At 71.6% G+C, this 18989-nt stretch carries 18 protein-coding genes; 9 read left to right on the top strand and 9 right to left on the bottom strand.

Annotated features, from left to right (window positions below):
• The first annotated feature begins 25 nt into the window (after positions 1–25).
• A complete protein-coding gene (locus KUA19_RS14565; RefSeq protein ID WP_254549331.1) occupies positions 26–1462 on the top strand; it encodes a glycosyl hydrolase in 1437 nt (478 codons plus the stop codon).
• A gap of 26 nt (positions 1463–1488) precedes the next feature.
• Here KUA19_RS14565 and KUA19_RS14560 read toward each other — a convergent pair whose 3' ends face one another.
• The gene (locus tag KUA19_RS14560; protein WP_217396567.1) at positions 1489–2289 is read right to left on the bottom strand and encodes a class I SAM-dependent methyltransferase; all 801 of its coding nucleotides are present in this window, start codon (positions 2287–2289) and stop codon (positions 1489–1491) included.
• A 233-nt stretch (positions 2290–2522) separates the two neighbouring features.
• Between KUA19_RS14560 and KUA19_RS14555 the strand changes: the two genes are divergently transcribed.
• Complete coding sequence (locus KUA19_RS14555) at positions 2523–3782, top strand: cellulose binding domain-containing protein (RefSeq protein WP_217396566.1); 1260 nt, start codon at positions 2523–2525, stop codon at positions 3780–3782.
• Between the two features lie 106 nt (positions 3783–3888).
• The gene (locus tag KUA19_RS14550) at positions 3889–5448 is read left to right on the top strand and encodes an SDR family oxidoreductase (protein ID WP_217396565.1); all 1560 of its coding nucleotides are present in this window, start codon (positions 3889–3891) and stop codon (positions 5446–5448) included.
• Here the strand turns inward: KUA19_RS14550 and KUA19_RS14545 are convergent.
• Positions 5367–6278 (bottom strand): arginase family protein, encoded by a 912-nt coding sequence (locus KUA19_RS14545; protein ID WP_217396564.1) that lies wholly within the window; start codon positions 6276–6278, stop codon positions 5367–5369. The two genes, KUA19_RS14550 and KUA19_RS14545, sit on opposite strands and share 82 nt — an antisense overlap.
• A 144-nt stretch (positions 6279–6422) precedes the next feature.
• Here KUA19_RS14545 and KUA19_RS14540 point away from each other — a divergent pair, with 144 nt between their 5' ends.
• Positions 6423–8480, top strand: coding sequence for an FGLLP motif-containing membrane protein (locus KUA19_RS14540; RefSeq protein WP_217396562.1), 2058 nt, complete (start codon positions 6423–6425; stop codon positions 8478–8480).
• Positions 8481–8537: 57 nt separating this feature from the next.
• Here KUA19_RS14540 and KUA19_RS14535 read toward each other — a convergent pair whose 3' ends face one another.
• Positions 8538–9242, bottom strand: coding sequence for a Clp protease N-terminal domain-containing protein (locus KUA19_RS14535; protein WP_217396560.1), 705 nt, complete (start codon positions 9240–9242; stop codon positions 8538–8540).
• Between the two features lie 106 nt (positions 9243–9348).
• Here KUA19_RS14535 and KUA19_RS14530 point away from each other — a divergent pair, with 106 nt between their 5' ends.
• The 3 genes from KUA19_RS14530 to KUA19_RS14520 all read left to right on the top strand — a co-directional run bounded on the left by KUA19_RS14530 (position 9349) and on the right by KUA19_RS14520 (position 11268).
• Complete coding sequence (locus tag KUA19_RS14530) at positions 9349–9762, top strand: group III truncated hemoglobin (RefSeq protein ID WP_217396559.1); 414 nt, start codon at positions 9349–9351, stop codon at positions 9760–9762.
• A 47-nt stretch (positions 9763–9809) separates the two neighbouring features.
• A complete protein-coding gene (locus KUA19_RS14525) occupies positions 9810–10469 on the top strand; it encodes a TMEM175 family protein (RefSeq protein ID WP_217396558.1) in 660 nt (219 codons plus the stop codon).
• Positions 10470–10548: 79 nt separating this feature from the next.
• The gene (locus tag KUA19_RS14520) at positions 10549–11268 is read left to right on the top strand and encodes a sulfite exporter TauE/SafE family protein (protein ID WP_217396557.1); all 720 of its coding nucleotides are present in this window, start codon (positions 10549–10551) and stop codon (positions 11266–11268) included.
• Between the two features lie 167 nt (positions 11269–11435).
• Here KUA19_RS14520 and KUA19_RS14515 read toward each other — a convergent pair whose 3' ends face one another.
• Together KUA19_RS14515 and KUA19_RS14510 are read right to left on the bottom strand one after the other, a co-directional pair.
• Positions 11436–11720: a hypothetical protein gene (locus KUA19_RS14515; protein ID WP_217396556.1), complete on the bottom strand. Its 285-nt coding sequence runs from the start codon at positions 11718–11720 to the stop codon at positions 11436–11438.
• A gap of 133 nt (positions 11721–11853) precedes the next feature.
• Positions 11854–12159 carry an MTH1187 family thiamine-binding protein gene (locus tag KUA19_RS14510; RefSeq protein WP_217396554.1) on the bottom strand — a complete coding sequence of 102 codons (306 nt, stop codon included), beginning with the start codon at positions 12157–12159 and terminating at the stop codon, positions 11854–11856.
• 346 nt (positions 12160–12505) lie between these two features.
• Here KUA19_RS14510 and KUA19_RS14505 point away from each other — a divergent pair, with 346 nt between their 5' ends.
• Entirely contained in the window at positions 12506–13024 is a 519-nt protein-coding gene (locus KUA19_RS14505) for a pyridoxamine 5'-phosphate oxidase family protein (protein WP_217396552.1), read from the top strand.
• Between the two features lie 281 nt (positions 13025–13305).
• On the opposite strand, the gene KUA19_RS14500 is transcribed toward KUA19_RS14505, so the two are convergent.
• Complete coding sequence (locus KUA19_RS14500) at positions 13306–15150, bottom strand: arabinofuranosidase catalytic domain-containing protein (protein WP_308167451.1); 1845 nt, start codon at positions 15148–15150, stop codon at positions 13306–13308.
• A gap of 180 nt (positions 15151–15330) precedes the next feature.
• Here KUA19_RS14500 and KUA19_RS14495 point away from each other — a divergent pair, with 180 nt between their 5' ends.
• Positions 15331–16089, top strand: a complete 759-nt coding sequence (locus tag KUA19_RS14495; RefSeq protein WP_217396550.1) for a HEAT repeat domain-containing protein — start codon at positions 15331–15333, stop codon at positions 16087–16089.
• Between the two features lie 5 nt (positions 16090–16094).
• On the opposite strand, the gene KUA19_RS14490 is transcribed toward KUA19_RS14495, so the two are convergent.
• From KUA19_RS14490 to KUA19_RS14480, 3 genes are all read right to left on the bottom strand, one after another.
• Positions 16095–16451 carry a hypothetical protein gene (locus KUA19_RS14490; RefSeq protein WP_217396549.1) on the bottom strand — a complete coding sequence of 119 codons (357 nt, stop codon included), beginning with the start codon at positions 16449–16451 and terminating at the stop codon, positions 16095–16097.
• A gap of 60 nt (positions 16452–16511) precedes the next feature.
• Positions 16512–17468, bottom strand: a complete 957-nt coding sequence (locus KUA19_RS14485) for a hypothetical protein (RefSeq protein WP_217396548.1) — start codon at positions 17466–17468, stop codon at positions 16512–16514.
• 107 nt (positions 17469–17575) lie between these two features.
• Positions 17576–18781: a multidrug effflux MFS transporter gene (locus KUA19_RS14480; protein WP_217396622.1), complete on the bottom strand. Its 1206-nt coding sequence runs from the start codon at positions 18779–18781 to the stop codon at positions 17576–17578.
• Positions 18782–18989 lie beyond the last annotated feature (208 nt).

Genomic DNA, 18989 nt, shown 5'->3' with positions numbered 1-18989 from the left:
CGTCCCCCACAAGGAGGTACCACCCATGCGCGACCGTACGCACCGAACCGGACCGCCGGCCCTGCGCCGGGCGCTGGCCCTGTTCGGGGCCATGGCACTGGCTCTGGTCCTGGCCCCGACCGCCCCGGCCCAGGCGTTCCCCGCCTCGACCCGGGCCCAGCTGGTCAGCTTCCTGAATGGCATCTCCGGGCAGAACATGCTGTCCGGGCAGCACAACCGCGAACCGAACTCGGACCCGACCAAGTACACCCGGGTCGCGCAGTCGATCACCGGTCAGACCCCTGGTCTGTGGGGCGGTGACTTCCTGTTCGACTCCGCCGACGTCAACGCCCGCCAGACGATGGTCAACGAGGCGATCCGGCAGTGGCAGGGCGGTTCCGTCGTCGCGCTGACCTGGCACATGTGTCCGCCGACGATGGGGTCGACCTGCAACTGGGACAACAACATCAAGAGCCACCTGACCGACGCGCAGTGGAACGAGCTGGTCACCAACGGCAGCGGGCTCAACAACGCGTACAAGAACCGGCTCGCCGAGGCGCTGCCGTACCTGCGGCAGCTGCAGAGTGCCGGGGTGCCGGTGCTGTTCCGGCCGGTCCACGAGATGAACGAGGGCTGGTCGTGGTGGGGCGGGCGCCCGGGTGCCAACGGCAGCCGCAAGCTGTACCAGATCACCTACGACTACTTCACCGGTCAGGGCCTGAACAACCTGGTCTGGGTGTGGAACGTCAAAGACGTCAACATGGGCTCCATCGCCGACTACTGGCCCGGTGCGTCCTACGTCGACGTCGCGTCGCTGGACATCTGGGTGAAGCTGGAGCCGAGCCAGTCCGACTACCAGGCGATGCTCAACATCGCCGGGGGCAAGCCGATCGCGCTGGCCGAGGTCGGCCGGGTGCCCAGCCCGACGATCATGAACGCCCAGCCCCGGTGGGCCTGGTGGATGGTGTGGGCCGAGTGGCTCACCGACCCGGCGTACAACAACAACGCCGCCGTGCAGGCGTCGTACTTCCACTCGCGGGTGTTCAACCGGGGTGAGTTCAGCATCGGTGGCGGTGGTGGCGGCGGTTCCCGTACCGGTGCGATCACCGGAGTCGGTAGCGGCCGGTGCGTCGACGTGCCCAGCTCCAACAGCACCAACGGCACCCAGCTGCAGATCTGGACGTGCAACGGTACCGGCGCGCAGTCGTGGACCGTCGGGACCGACGGCACGATCCGTGCGCTGGGCAAGTGCCTGGACGTCAACGGTGGCATCAACGCCGACGGTACGAAGGTGCAGCTCTGGGACTGCACGGCGAACAACGCCAACCAGCAGTGGACCTACAACGCCACGACCCGGCGGCTGACCAACCCGGTGACGGGCAAGTGTCTGGACGCGACCGGGCAGGGCACCGCCGACGGCACCAAGCTGCAGGTCTGGACCTGCAACACCCAGACCAACCAGCAGTGGACCCTTCCTGCATAGCCGTCGGATCCCGGGTCCGGCCAGGTTCACGCCCGGTCGGACCCGGTCCGGCGCGCCAGACACAGGGCGGTCGTCAGCTTCTGCTCCACCACGCCGCCGCGCTCGTCGACCAGCTCGGCCAGCGCCTGGTGCAGGCGGTGCCGTCGCTGCTCGGGCAGCATGCGGTGGCCGGAGAACGTGGTCAGCAGGGTGAGGTAGCGGGCGGTCTCGTACGGCACCACGCTGACGACCAGTTGCTGCTCGACGTCGGTGAACAGCGGCGAGACGTGTAGTTCGGACAGGTGGAACGAGTCGGGGTGCTGCGCGTTGGCGGGCAGGCCGGGCTTGTCGGCGATCTCGGGCGCCAGCCGCTGGTAGACCGCGTCCATGGCGGTCTTCAGCTCGTCGTCGGCGAACCCGAAGTCGTGTCCGAAGGCGGCGAACACCCCGCCCGGGGCCAGCGCCGCGGCGGCCAGGCGGGTGCGTACGGTGCGGTCGACCCAGTGCCACGCCTGGGCGCTGGCCAGCAGTTCCACGCCGCCCGGCGGCGGCGTCCAGTCCTCGAACCGGCTGACCACGACCGACACCAGGTCGTCCCCGGCGAAGCGCCGGGCCAGCACCCCGGCCATGGCCGGGTCGGGCTCCACGCAGATCAAAGGCGTGTCGAGGGTACGCAGCAGCGCAGTTCCCTTGCCCGTGCCCGCCCCCGACTCCGCCACGCTCGTCGGCACGCCGCCCGCGTAGGCCACGATCCGGTCCAGTACCTCCGCCGGATAGCCGGGCCGTACGTCGTCATAGGCGTCGGCGACCTCGCCGAACACCCGTCGCTGGTCGCGTGGCGTCGTCATGACCGAACCCTAACCAGTGCCACCGATCACACGAAAGTGGATAAAGCATCGCTGGACGCTGCGCGTACTGACATTTACACTCATCCATCAGATCTGCTCGCTGCGGGTGCGGCGACGCGGATCCGGGAGCCGGGGCTGTTCCGCCCCAGCCGCGCACCGGGCGCCGGCTGGGCCACCAGCGCACCCCAGCCGCAGCGGCCCGCTTGCCGCGCGGCCTCCCGGAAGGACCATCCATGCATCTGTCCGCACGATGGCGCGCGTCCGCCGCCGCCATCCTCGCCGCGGTCACCGCCGCGGGCGTCGGGGCCGTGGTCGCCGCCGCACCCCCCGCCAGCGCGGCCGCCGCCTGCCAGGTCAGCTACCGCGCCGACCAGTGGACCGGCGGCTTCGTCGGATACGTCAAGCTCACGGCGGGCGACACCGCCATCCACGGCTGGACCATCGGCTGGACCTGGCCCGGCGACCAGAAGATCACCAACGCGTGGAACGCCACCGTCACCCAGTCCGGCACCGCCGTCGCCGCGGTCAACGCCGCCTACAACGGCGACCTGACGCCCGGGGCGTCGCTGGAGTTCGGCATGCAGGGCACCTGGACGAGCAACAACACCGCCCCGACCGCCTTCACCGTCAACGGCGCGCCCTGCGGCGCCACTCCGTCGCCCTCACCGAGCTCGGCCTCGCCCAGCCCGTCGCGCAGCGCTTCGCCGAGCCCCTCGGCCAGCCCCTCGCGCAGCGCGTCGCCCTCGCCGAGCAGCTCGCCCAGCCGTTCGGCGAGCCCGTCGCCGTCCGGGCCGCCGCCGACCGGCTGCACCGGTGCGCTGTGGTGTGACGGGTTCGAGGACCAGACCGGCACCGTCCCGGCCGGGGCGTGGACGCTGGCGTACCCGGACTGCCAGGGCACCGGCTCCGCGGTGGTCGACAGCACCGTCGCCCGGACCGGGAGCCGCTCGATCCGGGTCGACGGCGCCGAAGGGTACTGCAACCACGTGTTCCTGAAGTCGACCCGTGACTTCAGCGCGCTCGGCGGTGTCTGGTTCGGCCGCTTCTACGTCCGGCACACCACCGCGCTGCCTGCGTCGCACGTGACCTTCCTGGCCATGCGCGACGCGGCCGACGGCAACCGCGACCTGCGCGTGGGCGGCCAGAACGCGGCCCTGCAGTGGAATCGCCAGTCCGACGACGCGACCCTGCCCGAGCAGAGCCCGGCCGGGGTGGCGCAGAGTCGTCCGCTGCCGGTCGATCGCTGGGTCTGCGTGGAGATCCGCGTCGATGGCCCGGCCGGACAGGTGCAGACGTGGACCGACGGCGCCGAGGTGGCGGGCCTGCGCGTGGACGGCGTACCCACCGCCGACGTGGACCGCCAGTGGCTCAGCCGGGCCAACTGGCACCCGAGCCTGACCGACCTGCGCCTGGGCTGGGAGAGCTACGGCGTCGGCGCCGACCGCCTCTGGTTCGACGACATCGCCTGGGGCTCCACCCGCATCGGCTGCTAGCACTGAGGTAAGGAAGGGCGCCTTGTTAACCGACGTCCGTCAAGAAGGTGCCCTTCCTTGCCTGCAACCCGGGCGGGGGGCGTGGTGAAGCCCCTAGGCTGGGGTCATGTCCGAGCAGACACGCGTGCTCGTCACCGGGGCGACGGGCTACATCGGCGGGCGCCTGGCGCCGCGCCTCATCGAGGCGGGGCACCGCGTACGGTGCGTGACCCGGTCAGCCAACCGGCTGCGCGACGTGCCGTGGGCGGCCAAGGCCGAGATCGTCGAGGGTGATCTGCTGAAGTCCGACGACATGCGCGCCGCGCTCGACGGGATCGACGTCGCCTACTACCTGGTCCACTCGCTGGGCTCGCGCGACTTCGAGCAGACCGACCGGCGCGCCGCGCAGACGTTCGCCGCCGCCGCCCGCCGCGCGGGCGTCAAACGCATCGTCTACCTGGGCGGACCGGCACCACGCGGGATCGGCGAGGTGTCGCCGCATCTGCGCTCGCGCGAGGAGGTCGGGGCGATCCTGACCGCCTCCGGCGTGCCCACGGTGACGCTGCGCGCCGCGGTGATCATCGGGTCGGGTTCGGCGTCGTTTGAGATGCTGCGGTACCTGACCGAGCGGCTGCCGGTCATGGTCACCCCGCGCTGGGTCGACAACCGCATCCAGCCGATCGCCGTCCGCGACGTGCTGCACTACCTGGTCGCGTTCGCGAGCGTGCCCGACGACCTGAACCGCTCGTTCGACATCGGCGGCCCGGACGTGCTCACCTTCCGCGACATGATGCACCGCTACGCCCGCGTCGCCGGGCTGACCCCGCGCGTGATCATGGGCGTGCGCACGCTCTCGCCGTGGCTGAGCTCGCAGTGGGTCGGCCTGGTCACGCCGGTGCCGGGCGCGCTGGCCAAGCCGCTGGTGGCCAGCCTGGTCCACGAGGCGGTCTGCCACGAGCATGACATCGAGGCATACGTGCCACCGCCGCCCGGCGGCCTCAAGGGCTTCGACGAGGCCGTCGCGCTGGCACTGGTCAAAATCCGCGACGCGGGCGTGGAGACGCGCTGGTCAAACGCCGTCTGGACCGGCGCGCCCGCCGAACCGCTGCCCACCGACCCGGACTGGTCCGGCGGCAGCGTGTACCTGGACCACCGGTCGCGGCAGGTCGAGGCGCCGGCGAGCGCGCTGTGGTCGGTGATCACCGGAATCGGCGGCGAGACCGGCTGGTACTCCTACCCACTGGCGTGGGCGCTGCGGGGCTGGTTCGACCGGCTCATCGGCGGGGTCGGGCTGCGCCGCGGCCGCCGCGACCCGGTGGCCCTGTACGTCGGGGAGGCGCTGGACTTCTGGCGGGTCGAGGAGGTCGAACCGGGTCACCTGCTGCGACTGCGCGCCGAGATGCGGCTGCCCGGCCGGGCCTGGCTGGAGCTGCGGGTGACCCCGGACCCGGCCCGGGACGGGCACAGCCGCTACGACCAGCGGGCCGTGTTCATCCCGCGCGGGCTGGCCGGGCACGCCTACTGGTGGACCATCGTGCCGTTCCATGCCCTGATCTTCGGAGGCATGGCCCGCAACATCGCCCGTGCCGCCGAGCGGTCGGCCGATCAGTCCCGCGCGAGCGCCTGGGCCAGCATGTCCACCAGCTCCCGGCCGCCCGTGCCGTCGGGGTCCTTGTCCGGGTTGTAGCAGCCCAGCGACAGCCCGGCCAGCGCGGTGGTGCCCAGCAGCGGCCGCAGCAGCGCGCCGAGTTCGGCCAGGCTGAGTCCGCCGGGCATCAGGTAGTCGGTGGCGGGGAAGGCGGCCTGGTCGAGCACGTCCACGTCCAGGTGCACCCAGTAGCGGCCGGTCGCGGCCGACAGCTCGGCGCAGGTGTGCAGGCCCGCCGTGGCCATCCCGTCGGCGCGCAGCGCGTCAGGGGTCCGCTCCGGTTGGTGTCCGAGCTGCTCGGGCTGGGCGGTGGCGTAGGTCAGCGCCTCGGCTCGGTCGCGGGGGCCGAGCAGGGCGAGCTGGCCGGGGGACAGCAGCGGCCCACCGACGTCGGCCACCCAAGCGGCCGGGCCGACTCCGGTGACCACGGCGATCGGCATGTCGGCCGGTTCGCCGGTGGGGGAGGTGCGTCCGTCGTACAGGTCGAGGTGGCCGTCGAGGTAGGCCAGGGCGGTCGGGCCGAGCGCGTCGCGGGCACCGGCCAGGGCTCCGGGCAGCAGCGAGCAGCAGCCGCCGAGCACCAGCGGGATGCGGTCGGCGGCCAGCAGGTCGCGTACGGCGATGCGTACCGCCGAGGTCACCTCCCGCACCGACGCCCACGCCAGCACCCCGGTGTCGGGGTCGCGGTCCCGGCCGACCAGCCGCACCGGTAGGTCCCCGGCGTCGGCCGCGCCCACGGCGCGGACTAGCCCGGCGGCCCGCAGCGCGGCGGGGGACAGCTCGGTGCCGAACGGCGGGTCGCCCGCTTCGGGCACTCCCACGCAGTCGATCGGCACCCCGAGGACGGTGGGCCATCGCTCGTCGATCATGTCTGCCAGTGTGGACGCCCCCGCTGACCTGGGCAAGCGCGACGCGTGATCGAGCTCGCCAGGTCGCGCCGCGGCTCGCCGGGCCGGGCTGGGCGAATCCGGATCGCGGCGGAGGACGTTGACGCTCTCCCCACAATGGACGGAGTGACCGTCCGTCTCATCCGGTGCGCCCTCACTCTCGTACTGACACTGGCCGGGCTGATCGCCGCCGTCCCGGCGCGCGCGGCCGCGGCCGCCGACATCGCCGTCGTCGACGGTGCCGGCCGACGCGGTGGTGGTTCGCTGCTGCAGGCCCAGAACCTCGGCCCCGACTGCAAACCCGGCCAGCCCAATCCCGGCACCCGCATCCGGTTCACGTTCAACGGCCAGACCGTGGCGTTGCGCAACGTCCGCGACACCGCCGACGGCATGTACGCCGACTTCACCGTCCCCGCCTCGGCCCGCATCGGCTGGAACCCGATCTCCGTGTCGTGCCTGGACCCGGTCGGCAACACCTGGAAGGCAGAGGGCAGCAGCTCGGCACTGGTGGGCAGCCAGGGCCTGTCGACCGGGCAGGGACGCCGTGGCGCCGTCTTCCGGTTCACCGGCCGCTACATCGACTGGTCGGGCTGCGAAATGGTGCCCACGTACGCCGAGAACTGGCTGCTGGCGTGGGACGGGGTGACCATGCCGCCGCGCGTGGCGACGGTCGCCGAGGAGGCCGACGCCGCCTACTACCGCCGGTACACCATCGAGGTCACCGTGCCGTCCGGCGCCAAGCCCGGCATGCACACCGTGGCGTTCCGCTGCGGTGGTGACGAGGGCGCGCCGTGGGAGACCGTCTGGTCCACCACTTTCCGGGTTCTCGCCGACCCGGCCGCACCGTCCCCGGCGCAGGGCGGGGTGGTGTCGCCGCCGAGCCCGCCCGCCTCGCCGAGCCCGTCGCCGTCGCCGAGTCCCAGCCCGTCGCCGTCGGCCGCCGCCGCGCTGCCACCCAGCCCGGTGCTGACGCCGACTCCGTCGGCCACGACAGCGCGGCAGGGCGGCTGGCCCCGGCCGAAGGAGATCGAGAACCTGCCCCGGCTCGGGAAGGACCACTTCGACCTCGGCACCCTCGGCGGCTTCTGGCTGTTCCTGCTGATCGTCTGCCTGCTGCTGGTCGGTTTCCCGGCCGAGCTGTTCAACAGCACGTTCCAGCAGAACGAGCACCATATCCGGCGCTGGCTGCGGCTGCCGCCCAAGCGCGACCCGAAGCCGTCGGCGGCCGCCTGGCCGGTGGTGATCGGGTTCGCCGCGCTCAGCGCGGCCCTGATGACCTTCGGCGAGCGGGGGCAGATCTGGCCCGAGACCGCCCCGGTCACCGGCTTGGCGCTGCTGCTGGCGGTGCCGGTGACCGCCGTCGGCTACGCCTTCGCGACCGAGTCGTACCAGCGCCGCGTCAGCGCCCCCGGCACCGAGCCCGGCCGCCTGCGCATTGTGTACCCGGCCCTGGTGGTGGCCGCCGTCCTCGCCGTCGTGTCCCGGTTGGCCGAGTTCATACCCGGCTACGTCTACGGCCTGGTGCTCGCCTACGGCGCCGTACGCGGGCGCCGGCTCACCGGGCGGCAGGAGGCTGTCAGCCTGTTGCGTGGCGTGGCGGTGCTGCTCGGGCTGGGTGCCGGGGGTTGGCTGGCATGGCAGTTCGTCACCGCCGACCTGCCCGACCGCACCGCGTTCGGCCCACGGGTGTTCGACGCGACGTTCGGGTTCATGGCCATCATGTGCGCCGAGACCCTGGTCATCGGCCTGCTGCCGCTGCGGTTCCTGGAGGGGCGCAAGCTGTGGGACTGGGGCCGGGCGGGCAAGGTGCTGTGGACGCTGGTGTACGCCACCTCGGTGTGCCTGCTCGTGGTGGCCGTGTACGGCCTGAACAGCCGTACCGATGCGATCGCCGTGTTCATCCGCATGCTGTGGCTGTTCGGCGGCTTCGCGCTGGCGTCGGGCCTGTTCTGGCTGCTGTTCGTCGTCGTGAACCGGCGCGAGGCCCGCCGCGGCGTGCGGCCGCCGACTCCCGTTGCCGCCGAGCCCGTCGAGCCGGACGTCCAGCCCGGGGCAGGTGCGTCGGGTGATGGTGTCGACCGGGTGGCCGCGAGCACGACGTTGCCGCCCGCGCCTCGGCCCGCCGTACCGACCGAGGCGGCGGCAGAGCAGTCGACGGGACCGGAGCCTGCCGGGGGAGCCTGACCGATGCCGGTGTGCGGGCCAGGGCGGTCCGCACACCGGCATCGACACGACGGCGGGCTAAGCGTCGCCGCCGACCTCACGGCGCACCGTCGCCTCGGCCTGCTCGGCGGTGACGCCCGCCTCGGTCAGCAGCGCCACCACGTCGCCCTCGCCGAGGGCCAGCACGCCCAGCAGCAGGTGCTCCGTGCCGATGTGCTCGTGCCCGAGCCGCAGCGCCTCGCGGTGCCCGAGTTCCAACGCCTTCTTGCCCGGCCCCGAGAACGGCACCGGTCCGGCCGCCTCCTGCCCGGTCGAGGGGAATCGGGCGGCGATCGCCGCCTGCACCGCCCGCGGCGTGCTGCCCGCGTCGGTGATCGCCGCGGCGGCGGGGGTGCCGGGCTGGCTCAGCAGCGCGAGCAGGATGTGCTCGGGGCCGATGTGCTCGTGTCCGGCCAGGCGGGCCACCTCCTGCGCCTGCACCATGGTCTGGCGCGCGGCGTCGTTGTAGCGGGCGAAAACCCGCAGGTCGCTCTCGCCGCCCTCCTTGGGCACGAACCGCTTCTGCGCGGCCTGCTTGGTCACGCCCATGCTCTGGCCGATGTCGGTCCAGGAGGCGCCGGAGTGGCGGGCCCTGTCCACGAAGTGGCCGATCAGGTGGTCGGCCAGCTCGCCGAGGTGCTGCCCGAGCAGCACCGCGTCGCTGAGTTGCGACAGCGGGTCCCCGTCCGGGTGCCGCTGCCTGATGACGTTGATGAGGTCGTCGAGCCTGGGTGTGTCAGCCATGCGTCAACCATAGGTTGACGAAACCTCTTCGTCAACTCGTGGTTGACGATCGAGATCACACCACCGTGACCGGGCGAACCCAGGTCCGCGTCAGTACGGTCGAACCATGCGGGACATCGGCGGCAGGGACGACATCACCACCCTCGTGGAGACCTTCTACCAGCGCGCCTTCGCCGACCCGCTGCTCGGCCCGATCTTCGTGGACATCGCGCGGATGGACCTGGCCGCGCACCTGCCGACCATGGTCGACTTCTGGGAGACGGTGCTGCTGCACGCCAAGAGCTACCGGGGCAACACCCTGCAGGTGCACGTGGCGTTGCACGAGCGGGCACCGCTGGGCGGCGACCACTTCCTGCGCTGGCGCCAGCTCTGGCACGCCACCCTCGACGATCTGTTCACCGGGCCCGTGGCGGAGCTGGCCAAGACCCAGTCCACGCGGATGGCCTGGTCGCTGCAGCGGCGCCTGGGCGGCGGCACGGGCAGCGAGTTCGCCACCATCGGCGTACGCGCGAAGGCCTGACCGCCCGAAATCCGGTCCCCGCCTCGCCACGGCCGTAGGGTGATCTCGTGGGCCGGGGCGTCGGGGTCACGAACAGGTTCCATCCACGCGACAGCGTGGAGTTCGGACGCGTGCTCAGTTTCAGCGACGGTCTGTTCGCCATCGCCATGACGCTGCTGGTCGTCGAGGTCGGAGTGCCCAAGCTGGTGCACGAGGGCGACATCCGCGAGCTGGCGCGCGACCTCAGCGACCTCATCCCCAACTTCGTCGGGTTCTTCCTGTCCTTCGCCGTCATCGGCCGGTACTGGATCGCCCACCACCAGATGTTCAGCCTGCTGCGCGGCGTCGACCTCGGCATGATCATGCGCAACCTCGTCTACCTGGCCTTCGTGGCGTTCCTGCCCTTCCCGACCGCGCTGCTGGGCGACTACTTCAGCAACCCGCTGGCCATCAGCGTGTACGCGGTCGTCGCCGCGATCGTCAGCGGCCTGGAGGTCGTCCTGCTGCGCCACGCGTACCGCGCGGACCTGCTGCGGGTGCGGATCAGGCCCGAGGTCCTGCGGTGGGGCACCATGGCGTCGCTGTCACCGGTGGTGCTGTTCGCACTGTCCATCCCGGTGGCGTACTGGAACACCGGCGCCGCGGTCGCGGTGTGGTTCCTTTCCATCCCGGTCGGCATCTACCTCAACCGCATCCGCCCGCCCGGCGCCGAAATCCTCGAAGGCTGAACCGACCGACCCGGGCGGCGTGCGGGTCCGCCCACAAACCGGGGTGACGGGCGGCGGTGCGTCCTGGCACGCTGAGCCGGTGCTGGGGACCCTGCTCGCCGCGTCGGCCGCCGCGTTCGCGCTCGCGGTCCTGTCGGCGGTGGCGGGCTTCGGTGGCGGGGTGCTGCTGCTGCCGGTGTTCGGTGCCCTGTTCGGACTGCGCGTCGCGGTGCCGGTGCTCACCCTGACCCAGCTGTCCAGCAACGCGTCGCGGGTCTGGCTCAACCGTCGGGAGCTGCGGTCCAGCCTGGTCGGCTGGTTCGCGGTGGGCGCGGTGCCCTGCGCGGTCATGGGCGGGCTGCTGCTGGCACACGCTCCGCTCGGAGCGCTGAAGCGGCTGCTGGGCGTGTTCCTGATCGTCACCGTGGTGTGGCGGCGGCTGCGCCCACGCGTGGGCAGGCCCTCGGCGCGGGCGTTCGCCTGGGTCGGGGCCGCGTCCGGGCTCGGGTCGGCGCTGCTGGGCTCGGTGGGTCCCCTCACCGCCCCGTTCTTCCTCGCGTACGGGCTGACGCGCGCGGCCTACATCGGCACCGAGGCGGCCGCCGCGCTGACCATGCATGGCGCCAAGCTCGCCGGGTACGGCGCGGGCGATCTGCTCACGGGGCGGGTTCTGCTGCTCGGTGCGGCGCTGACACCCGCGACGCTGGCGGGGGCCTGGGTCGGCCGACGGATCGTCGACCGGGTCAGCGAGCGTACCTTCGTGCGTCTGGTCGAGGCGGGCCTGCTGGTCGCCGGGTCGCTGTTGCTCATCGGACTGTGACCGGTGCCGCTCGGCACGGCTCGGGGGCTGGGGCGCCGCCCGTGCCGCGTCCTACCATCCGCCCTCCGGCAGCTACCTGTTCACCGTCCTCGCCTAGCCGTCGCCAGGTGACACAGTGCGGCCCGCACCGGCCTCCAGCTGGTGCGGGCCATCCGCCACGCCCGCGCTCAGGTGGTCACGAACGCGTGCGGAGGGTAGAGCACCGCCTGGTCGGTGACGCCGACCTCGGCCAGGATCGGCTTGAGGACCTCGGCGAACTGCCGGCACGCCGCTTCGGACTCCCACACGTCGACGACCCGGAAGCCGGTCGGGCTCTGCCCGGCGACATGCATGAGCAGGCCGTCGACAGGCCAGTCCGACGTGCTCTCCAGGCGACCGCTGCCGCCGGAGAGCCGACGGACGATCTCGTCGTACCGCTCCTGTGTCAGCGTCGGTCCCTCATGAATCAGCACGACCGCCATGGCGATCCCCCGTTCGATCTTGATTGGTGGGATCAGCATAGTTGCGGAGATGTCCGGGTGAGCCCGCGAACGCGCCGATATGCACAGGTTGGCCGCTTTCGAGTGCGGTATCGCGGCGGGAACGTCAGTCCGCGGCGAGGAAGCGTTCGACGGAGGCCACCTTCGCGTCCAAGGCTCCGCTGACGCCGTCGCGCCAGTCCAGCTTGAGCACCAGGCCCACCCGGGGCGACTTCGCCTTGACCGCCTCGGTCGCGGCCTTGACCACGGCCATGACCTCGTCCCAGGACTCGCCCTCGACGGTGGTGAACATCGCGTCGGTGCGGTTGGGCAGACCGGAGGCCCGGACGACCCGGACCGCCTCGGCGACCAGCGCGCCGACGTCCTCCCCGGCGCCGACGGGCGAGACGCTGAACGCGACCAGAACCGACATGGCCGCGACGCTACCACCGCGACACCCTGTGGGGCGGCACGCTGAGCCGTGCCCACCCTGCTCTCCAGGCCGGTGAGCTTCTCGGACTTTCGTCGAACCAGATCCTGTTTGTTCAGATTTGGCAGTATTTTGTCCAGATTTTGGCAGGATGAGGGGGACCCGATGGAAGGCTTTACCTGACACGAACCGTGACGACGTGGTCGCCGGTGCGCAAGACCCTCGTGGCAGCCGGTGTCGCGGCACCATGCCCCGACGCTTCGACGGTCCGGTAACACGTCCGTTCGAGGCGGCCCCGGTGCGGGCGGACTCCAACGGATCTCGGGAAAGCAGCACTTAGGGTGGTCCGATGCGGGAAACGAGTCAGGAACTCGACGAACTCCAGGCCCTGCTCGACGACTCGCTGTCGGGCGCCACGGCGCACCTGCGCTCCATCTTCGTCGCGCGTACGGTGACGGCGGCGCAGCTCACCCAGCTCCTGACCGGCATGTGCACGCTGGCGCTGTCGACCGTCACGGCCAAGGGCGAGCCGAGGATCAGCGGGGTGGACGGGCACTTCCTGCACGGTAGATGGCACTTCGGCACCGCCCGCACGGCCGCGAAGGCCCGGCATCTCGCCGCCCGGCCTGCCGCCAGCGCCGCGCACCTGCGGGGCGAGGACCTGGGCGTGTTCACCCACGGCACGGTCGAGATCCTCAACCCGCACGGTGGCGAGCCCGCACCGGACTGGCCGGACCTGCTCGCCTACTTCAAGGATTTCTATGGCGAGAACGCTTTCGACTGGGATGAGGAGGTCGTCTACTACCGACTCCACCCGCACTGGATGACCGTCTACGCTCCTGACTTCGCCAAACTCACCGCGAAGTGACCCGGGCCGGTGCGGTTCGCCGAGAAGCCGTTCTCGGCGAACCGCACTCAGGTTGAGCTGTGCTGTGCGTCAGAGCGCGGCGGAGCCGAGCACCCACGGTGTGGTCTGGGAGATGAAGTCGGCCGGGAAGCCGAGGTGAACCCGGTCGCGGCTTCCAGACGCGTCACCTGTTCCTGCGGCAGAGTGACCGCTGTGCAGCCCAGGTTGTCCTGCAGTTGGGCGACGGTGCGCGCGCCGATGATCGGGAGCACTCCGTTGCGTAGGCGAGCGCGTGACGGAACCTAGGCAAACTTCTGGGAGGCGCTGCCGTTGCAGTCCCAGATCTGCAGCCGGGTGCCGTTGGCGGTGTTGCCGTTGGGCACGTCGAGGCAGCGCCCGGACTGGGGGTTGAGCAGGCTGCCGTCGGCGCGCAGCTGCCAGGTCTGGCCGCCGACGCCGTTGCAGTCGTATAGCTCGACCAGGGTGCCGTTGGCGGTGCCGTTGCCGGCGATGTCCAGGCAGCGGCCCAGCGTGCGCAGCGAGCCGTTCACGCCGAAGGCCCAGTGCTGGTCGAGGGCGTACGACTGGCAGTCCCAGAGCTGGACCGCGGCGAGGTTCACGCCGAAGTCGTCCCCGGCCACGTCCGCGCACTTGCCGCCGACGCCGACCAGGGGCACGCCGCCGTTCAGGGCGAACTTCTGGGCGGCGCTGCCGTTGCAGTCCCAGATCTGCAGCCGGGTGCCGTTGGCGGTGGCGCCACTGGGCGAGTCCAGGCAGCGGCCGGACTGCGGGTTGCGCAGCGAGCCGTCGGACTGCTGGACCCACTTCTGGCCGCCGACGCCGTTGCAGTCCCAGAGCTCCACCTGGGCTCCGTTGGCGGTGCCGTTGCCCACGATGTCCAGGCACCGGCCGATCGTCCGCACCGACCGGTCGGCGTACTGCTCCCAGTGCTGGTCCTCGGCGTAGGTCTGGCAGTCCCACAGCTGTACGCCCGTGCCGTTGACACCGGTGTCGTCGGCCGCCACGTCCACGCATTTGCCACCGGGCCCGGTCACCGTCCCCTGCGGACCGTTGGGCACGTTGGTCTGCCCGGCGTAGCCGACGGAGACGATGTTGGCCTGCACCGAGTTCTCGGCCGCGTCGGTGGGGTAGCCGTAGGTCATGACGCCTTCGAAGAAGGTGCCCATGTTCCAGTTGCTGTTGTCACCGCCGGTCCCCAGGATGATGCCGCCCTCCTGCTTCATCGGGATGTACCCGCCGCGGTTGGGCAGCGCGCCGTTCCACCACGTGGTCAGGCCGCCGGACTGGGCGTTGCCGCCCTTGAGGGCGTACGTGGTCTGGCCGTTGTTCTTCAACATCGCGGTGACGTACGTGGACTTGTTGCCGAGGTTGGCGGTGTTGCTGCCGTTGGCGCCCTGGAACATGCCGTTCTCCAGGTCCGCTTCGATCCACGGTCCGGTGCCCGAACACGGCGCGAAGTAGCAGGTCGTCGCGATACTGACCGCGTCCATGTGCCCGTTGCCGGTGTCGGCGGGGGTGCGTTCGGCGTTGCCGTAGTCGAAGCAGCAGGCCGAACCGACGTGCGTGCCGCTGGCGACCATGTAGACGCCCTCGGGTTGTCCGTTGATCGCGACTCCGCTCGCGACACCGGTGTACCGGTAGCCGACGCCGGGCGAGATCCAGATGCCGTACACCTTGTGGCCGCCCGCGACAACCGCGATCTCGCTCGCGTCCGCGCCGCGGTCGGCGCCCATGCCCGCGGTGCCCGCTGGGCCCGGGGTCACGTCGTTGTGCCGGGTGGTCTGGTCGTAGACCTTGCTGATGGAGCAGGTGGTGCCGTTGCAGAAGGCGTCGTGGTCGGCGGCGTTGGCGTATCCGCCCACGGCCAGCAGGCCGACGTTGTGCGTGGCCCGGTCGGAGGCCCGGGTCAGCTGGTAGAGCGGGCCGTTGTATGCGGCGAACAGGGCCCGGGTGGTGCTGTGGGCGGCGACGCAGGGCGTGCCCGCCGCGCCGTAGATGTCACAGGGCAGCGACGTTGCCGCCTGCGAGGTGCCGGGCGCGATCACCAGCGCGCCCAGCAGGGTGAGTATCGACGTGACGGCGCGCGCGCCGAGGCGCCGATGGTGGGGGAGGGGCGGACGGACCACGGTGAACCTCTTTCGGATCGGGACGGCGACGTTCACGGTCGTCGATGGAATTATGGTGGAGGTTGTTTGATCACGAAAGAAGATGTTTGATCTGTGGGGTGGCATTCTTCCGCCATGTTTTGCGGACTCGAGCCGAAACTCGTGCGCGTCGCCGTCGCCGGTCTGGCTACCATTCCCGGCGTGGCGGAGTTTGTGCACATCACCGGGGCCGGGTCGGCTCGGCGCATCGAGCGCGCGGGAATCTCCGCGCGCAGCAGGGGTCGCGACGGCGACCGGGGCGTGTACTGCATGCCGGTGCTGCCGTCGTTCACCCTCACCCACCAGTGGGTGCGTGAACTTCGGCGCTGGCACCCGGGGGTGTTGGTGGCCGTTCACGTGCGGCTGCCCGACGCCGAGCCGGTGACCGTCGGGCACTACGCCGAGTCGCCGCGACGGGTCACCGCCGCGCAGGCGGTCGCGGCGATCCGCGAGCTGGATGATCCGCGCGGCCAGGAGGTGTTCGTGCCTCGCCCGATCACCGCCGGCGAAGTGCGCCGGGTCCGCGACGTCCCGCAGGGAGTCGGCTGGCGGTACCTGCCCGCGGCGCACGGGCGGCGACCGTGTCTGTGCCCGGTCTGCGCGTCGCGAGGTGCGTACAAGGGGGCCAGGCTGCGGCAGCGGTTCCCGTACGACGAGCCGCCGAGGCCGAAGAGCGAACTGATGCCGCTGCTGCGGGCGGCCACCACCGCCGAGGAGATCGTTGACGTGCTCTGGGAACTGGGCCGGGGGCGGCGCGGCGGTGCCGAGGAGCTGGCGTACCTGGCCGACCACCCCGACCCCGAGGTGCGCGAAACGCTGGAGAGCGTGCTGCGGAGGTACCGGGGCCGCGAGGCGCGACGGCTGGGCGAGCGGCTGCGGCAGCTCCATGAGTCGGCCTCAGCTGCGCCGACCGCCGACTGAGCCTGCTAACGGACGAGCCGCACCAGCATCTCGGTGTCGTTGTGGTGCCCTTCGTACTCCGCGAAGTCGCCCGCCACGAAGGTCCAGCCGCCCTCGGCGATGAACGCGCGAAGCCTGTCCATGGGCGCCCGCGCGGCGGCCGCGGGCATCTCCCACTCTCCTGCCAGGACCTCCTCGACCCGCTGGGCCAGGGCGTCGGCCGAGTCGAACTCCTCCGGCTCGTCGGCGTCGACGGCCTCCTGCCACCGGCCTTCCGTGCCGCGCCGGAGCAGCTCGGCCTCGGCGCCTTCCGGCCAGTCGACGGCCCCGGTCCAGTCGTGCTCGAAGTAGGAGAAGCGGAGCAGGAGCCTCTGCGCGGTCACCGGGGCATCCTACCGACGTGCGCCCGGCGGCGCGGTCCGCGCCGCCGGGCTCCGGGCCGGTCACAGGTGCGAGATGACCAGGTGTCCGGTGGGGTCGAAGTAGGTGTAGTAGTGAGAGTCGCCCTCGGCGGGCTGCCCGACTCCGGCGGTCGCCTGCTCGCCCAGGTCACTGGCGTAGAAGCAGGTCGGGATGCAGCCCTCGGAGTATCCGTAGAAGACCGAGCCGTTGTCGCCGCGGAAGGTGACGTACAGGTCGGCGGTGGCCGCGGACAGGCCGGGCGCGGCGGTGCTGCCGACGGCGGCGGTGACCTGCGACCGGTGGCTCAGCACGGTCGACCCGGTGAAGGAACCGACCTGGATGCTGTGCGCGCTGTCGCCCGCGGCCCAGGCCAGCACCAGGCCCAGGTTGCTGCTGCCGCTGTCGTCGTAGACCAGCGCCGGACCGGCGACGCTGGTCTCGGGCAGCACCACCCGGTTGGTCAGCGTCATGACACCCCCGCTCGCGCAGGCGGAGCTGTTGAGGCGGCCGACGTTGAGGTGGCCGGACAGGTCTGTCCAGGCCAGCCGGCGTACGCCCGCCGGATCCGTGGCCAGCGCGGGTGCGTGCGCGGAGACGACCCCGGTGAAGACGGTCCGGCAGGTCAGCGCCGCCCCGGTGGTGTACGCGGCGGTGAGCGTGTTGCCGTTGTCGCCCGCGGGCCAGGCGACGTAGACGCCGGTGCCGTCGGTGTCGAGCGCGGCGCCCTCGCCCTGCGGGACCCGCTCGGCGCCAGGCACCTTGGTGATGCGCAGGCCCGCGCTGGTGGAGTAGCCGACGACCAACTCCTTGGCGGCGGCGGTGCCGGAGGAACCGGCCCAGGCTATGTACATCCGGGCACCGGCCAGCGCCAGGGCGGGTCGGCCGCTGCCGGTGTTGCCGAGCGTCAGCGCGGACGCGGGCACGCCGGTGCCGGTGGCGAGCAGGGTGGTGACGATCGTGACGGCGCCGAGGTGCAGCGCGAGCCGTCGACGGTTCATGGATTGACTCCAGGGGAGTAGGGACGCGCCCGGAGATTGGCTTGGAGAGCGCTCTCCGGACGCGGCTCAAGTCTCCGTGCCCGACTCGCCGTCGTCAAGAAGGCCGTCTATGCGGTGGCCGCCTCCAGCGTGGCCCGGAACGGCTGTACCACGATGAAGACCGCCGCCAGCGCGGCGATCATTCCGCCCGCGACGACCACGGCCATGCCGACGCTGTTGGTGCCCAGGACCCCGACCAGCGGCGCGGCTGCCGCGCCGATGCCGAACTGGACCGCCCCGAGCAGCGCCGCCGCCGTGCCCGCGGCCTCGCCGTGCCGCGACATCGCCAGCGCCGGGGCGTTGGGCAGCGCGAGTCCGGCCGAGGCCAGCACGAACCACAGCGAGGCGAGGATGGCAGGCAGGCCACCGATGGCGGTCGCGGCGAAGGCGAACAGCGCGATGCCCGCCACGCTGCCCGCGACGAGCGCGGTGACCAGGATCTGCTGCGGGCTGTAGCGGCGCAGCAGCCGGACGTTGAGCTGGGTGGCCAGGATCAGCCCGAACGCGTTGGCGCCGAAGGCGAAGCCGAACTGCTGCTCGTTGAGTCCGTACTGCTCCTGCAGCACGAACGACGATCCGGCGACGTAGGAGAACAGCGAGGCCATGGCCAGCCCGGCCACCACGACCAGTCCGACGAAGGTGCGGTCGCGCAGCAGCGCGCCGTAGACGCTCAGGGTCGCGCCGACCCCGCCGGAGCGGCGCTGCGCCGGGGGCAGGGTCTCCTGCAGGCCGATCAGGCCGACGACGATGAGAGCGGCGCCGAGCAGGGCCAGCGCGACGAAGACACCGCGCCAGTCGGTCCACCGCAGCAGCCAGCTGCCCAACGTCGGGGCCAGGATGGGGGCGGCGCCCATCACGAGCATCAGTCGGGAGAAGAGGCTGGCGAAGGCGGAGCCGCTGAACAGGTCCCGCACGATGGCCATCGCCACCACCGAGGACGCCGCGACGCCGAGCCCCTGCAGCACCCGCAGGGTGCCCAGCACGGCGATGTTCGGGGCGATCACGCAGAGCAGCGAGGCGAGGACGTGCAGGGCGAGCCCGGCCAGCAGTGGAGCGCGGCGGCCGACGGCGTCGGAGACGGGTCCGATGAGCAACTGTCCGATGGCGAGGCCGAGCAGGGTGCCGGTGAGGGTGAGCTGTACGGCCGCCGAGGTGGTGTGCAGGTTTGTGGTGATGTTGGGCAGGGCGGGCAGGTACATGTCGATGGTCAGCGGGCCGATGGCGATCAGCGAGCCGAGGACCAGGACGAGCCGGGCGCGTTGTCCGGGGGTCATCAGTTCGCCGGCCAGGGGTGCCTCAGCGGTTGGAGTGGCCTCGTCGGCGGTCGTGTGCATGAGACCTCTTCGCTTCAGCGGTGACAGGTCGGCACGCCGATCACGTGCCGCTACGAACATCAAATCGGTGCGACGTCGCCGCATTCCCGCGTCACCCGGACGTGGCCCGAGTCACCAAGCATGTCGTAATCGGACGACTACACAGAGT

Origin of the sequence: Catellatospora tritici (genome assembly GCF_019083965.1) — a bacterium.
GTDB classification, from domain to species: domain Bacteria; phylum Actinomycetota; class Actinomycetes; order Mycobacteriales; family Micromonosporaceae; genus Catellatospora; species Catellatospora tritici.
This window is presented reverse-complemented; position numbering and strand designations above follow the sequence as displayed.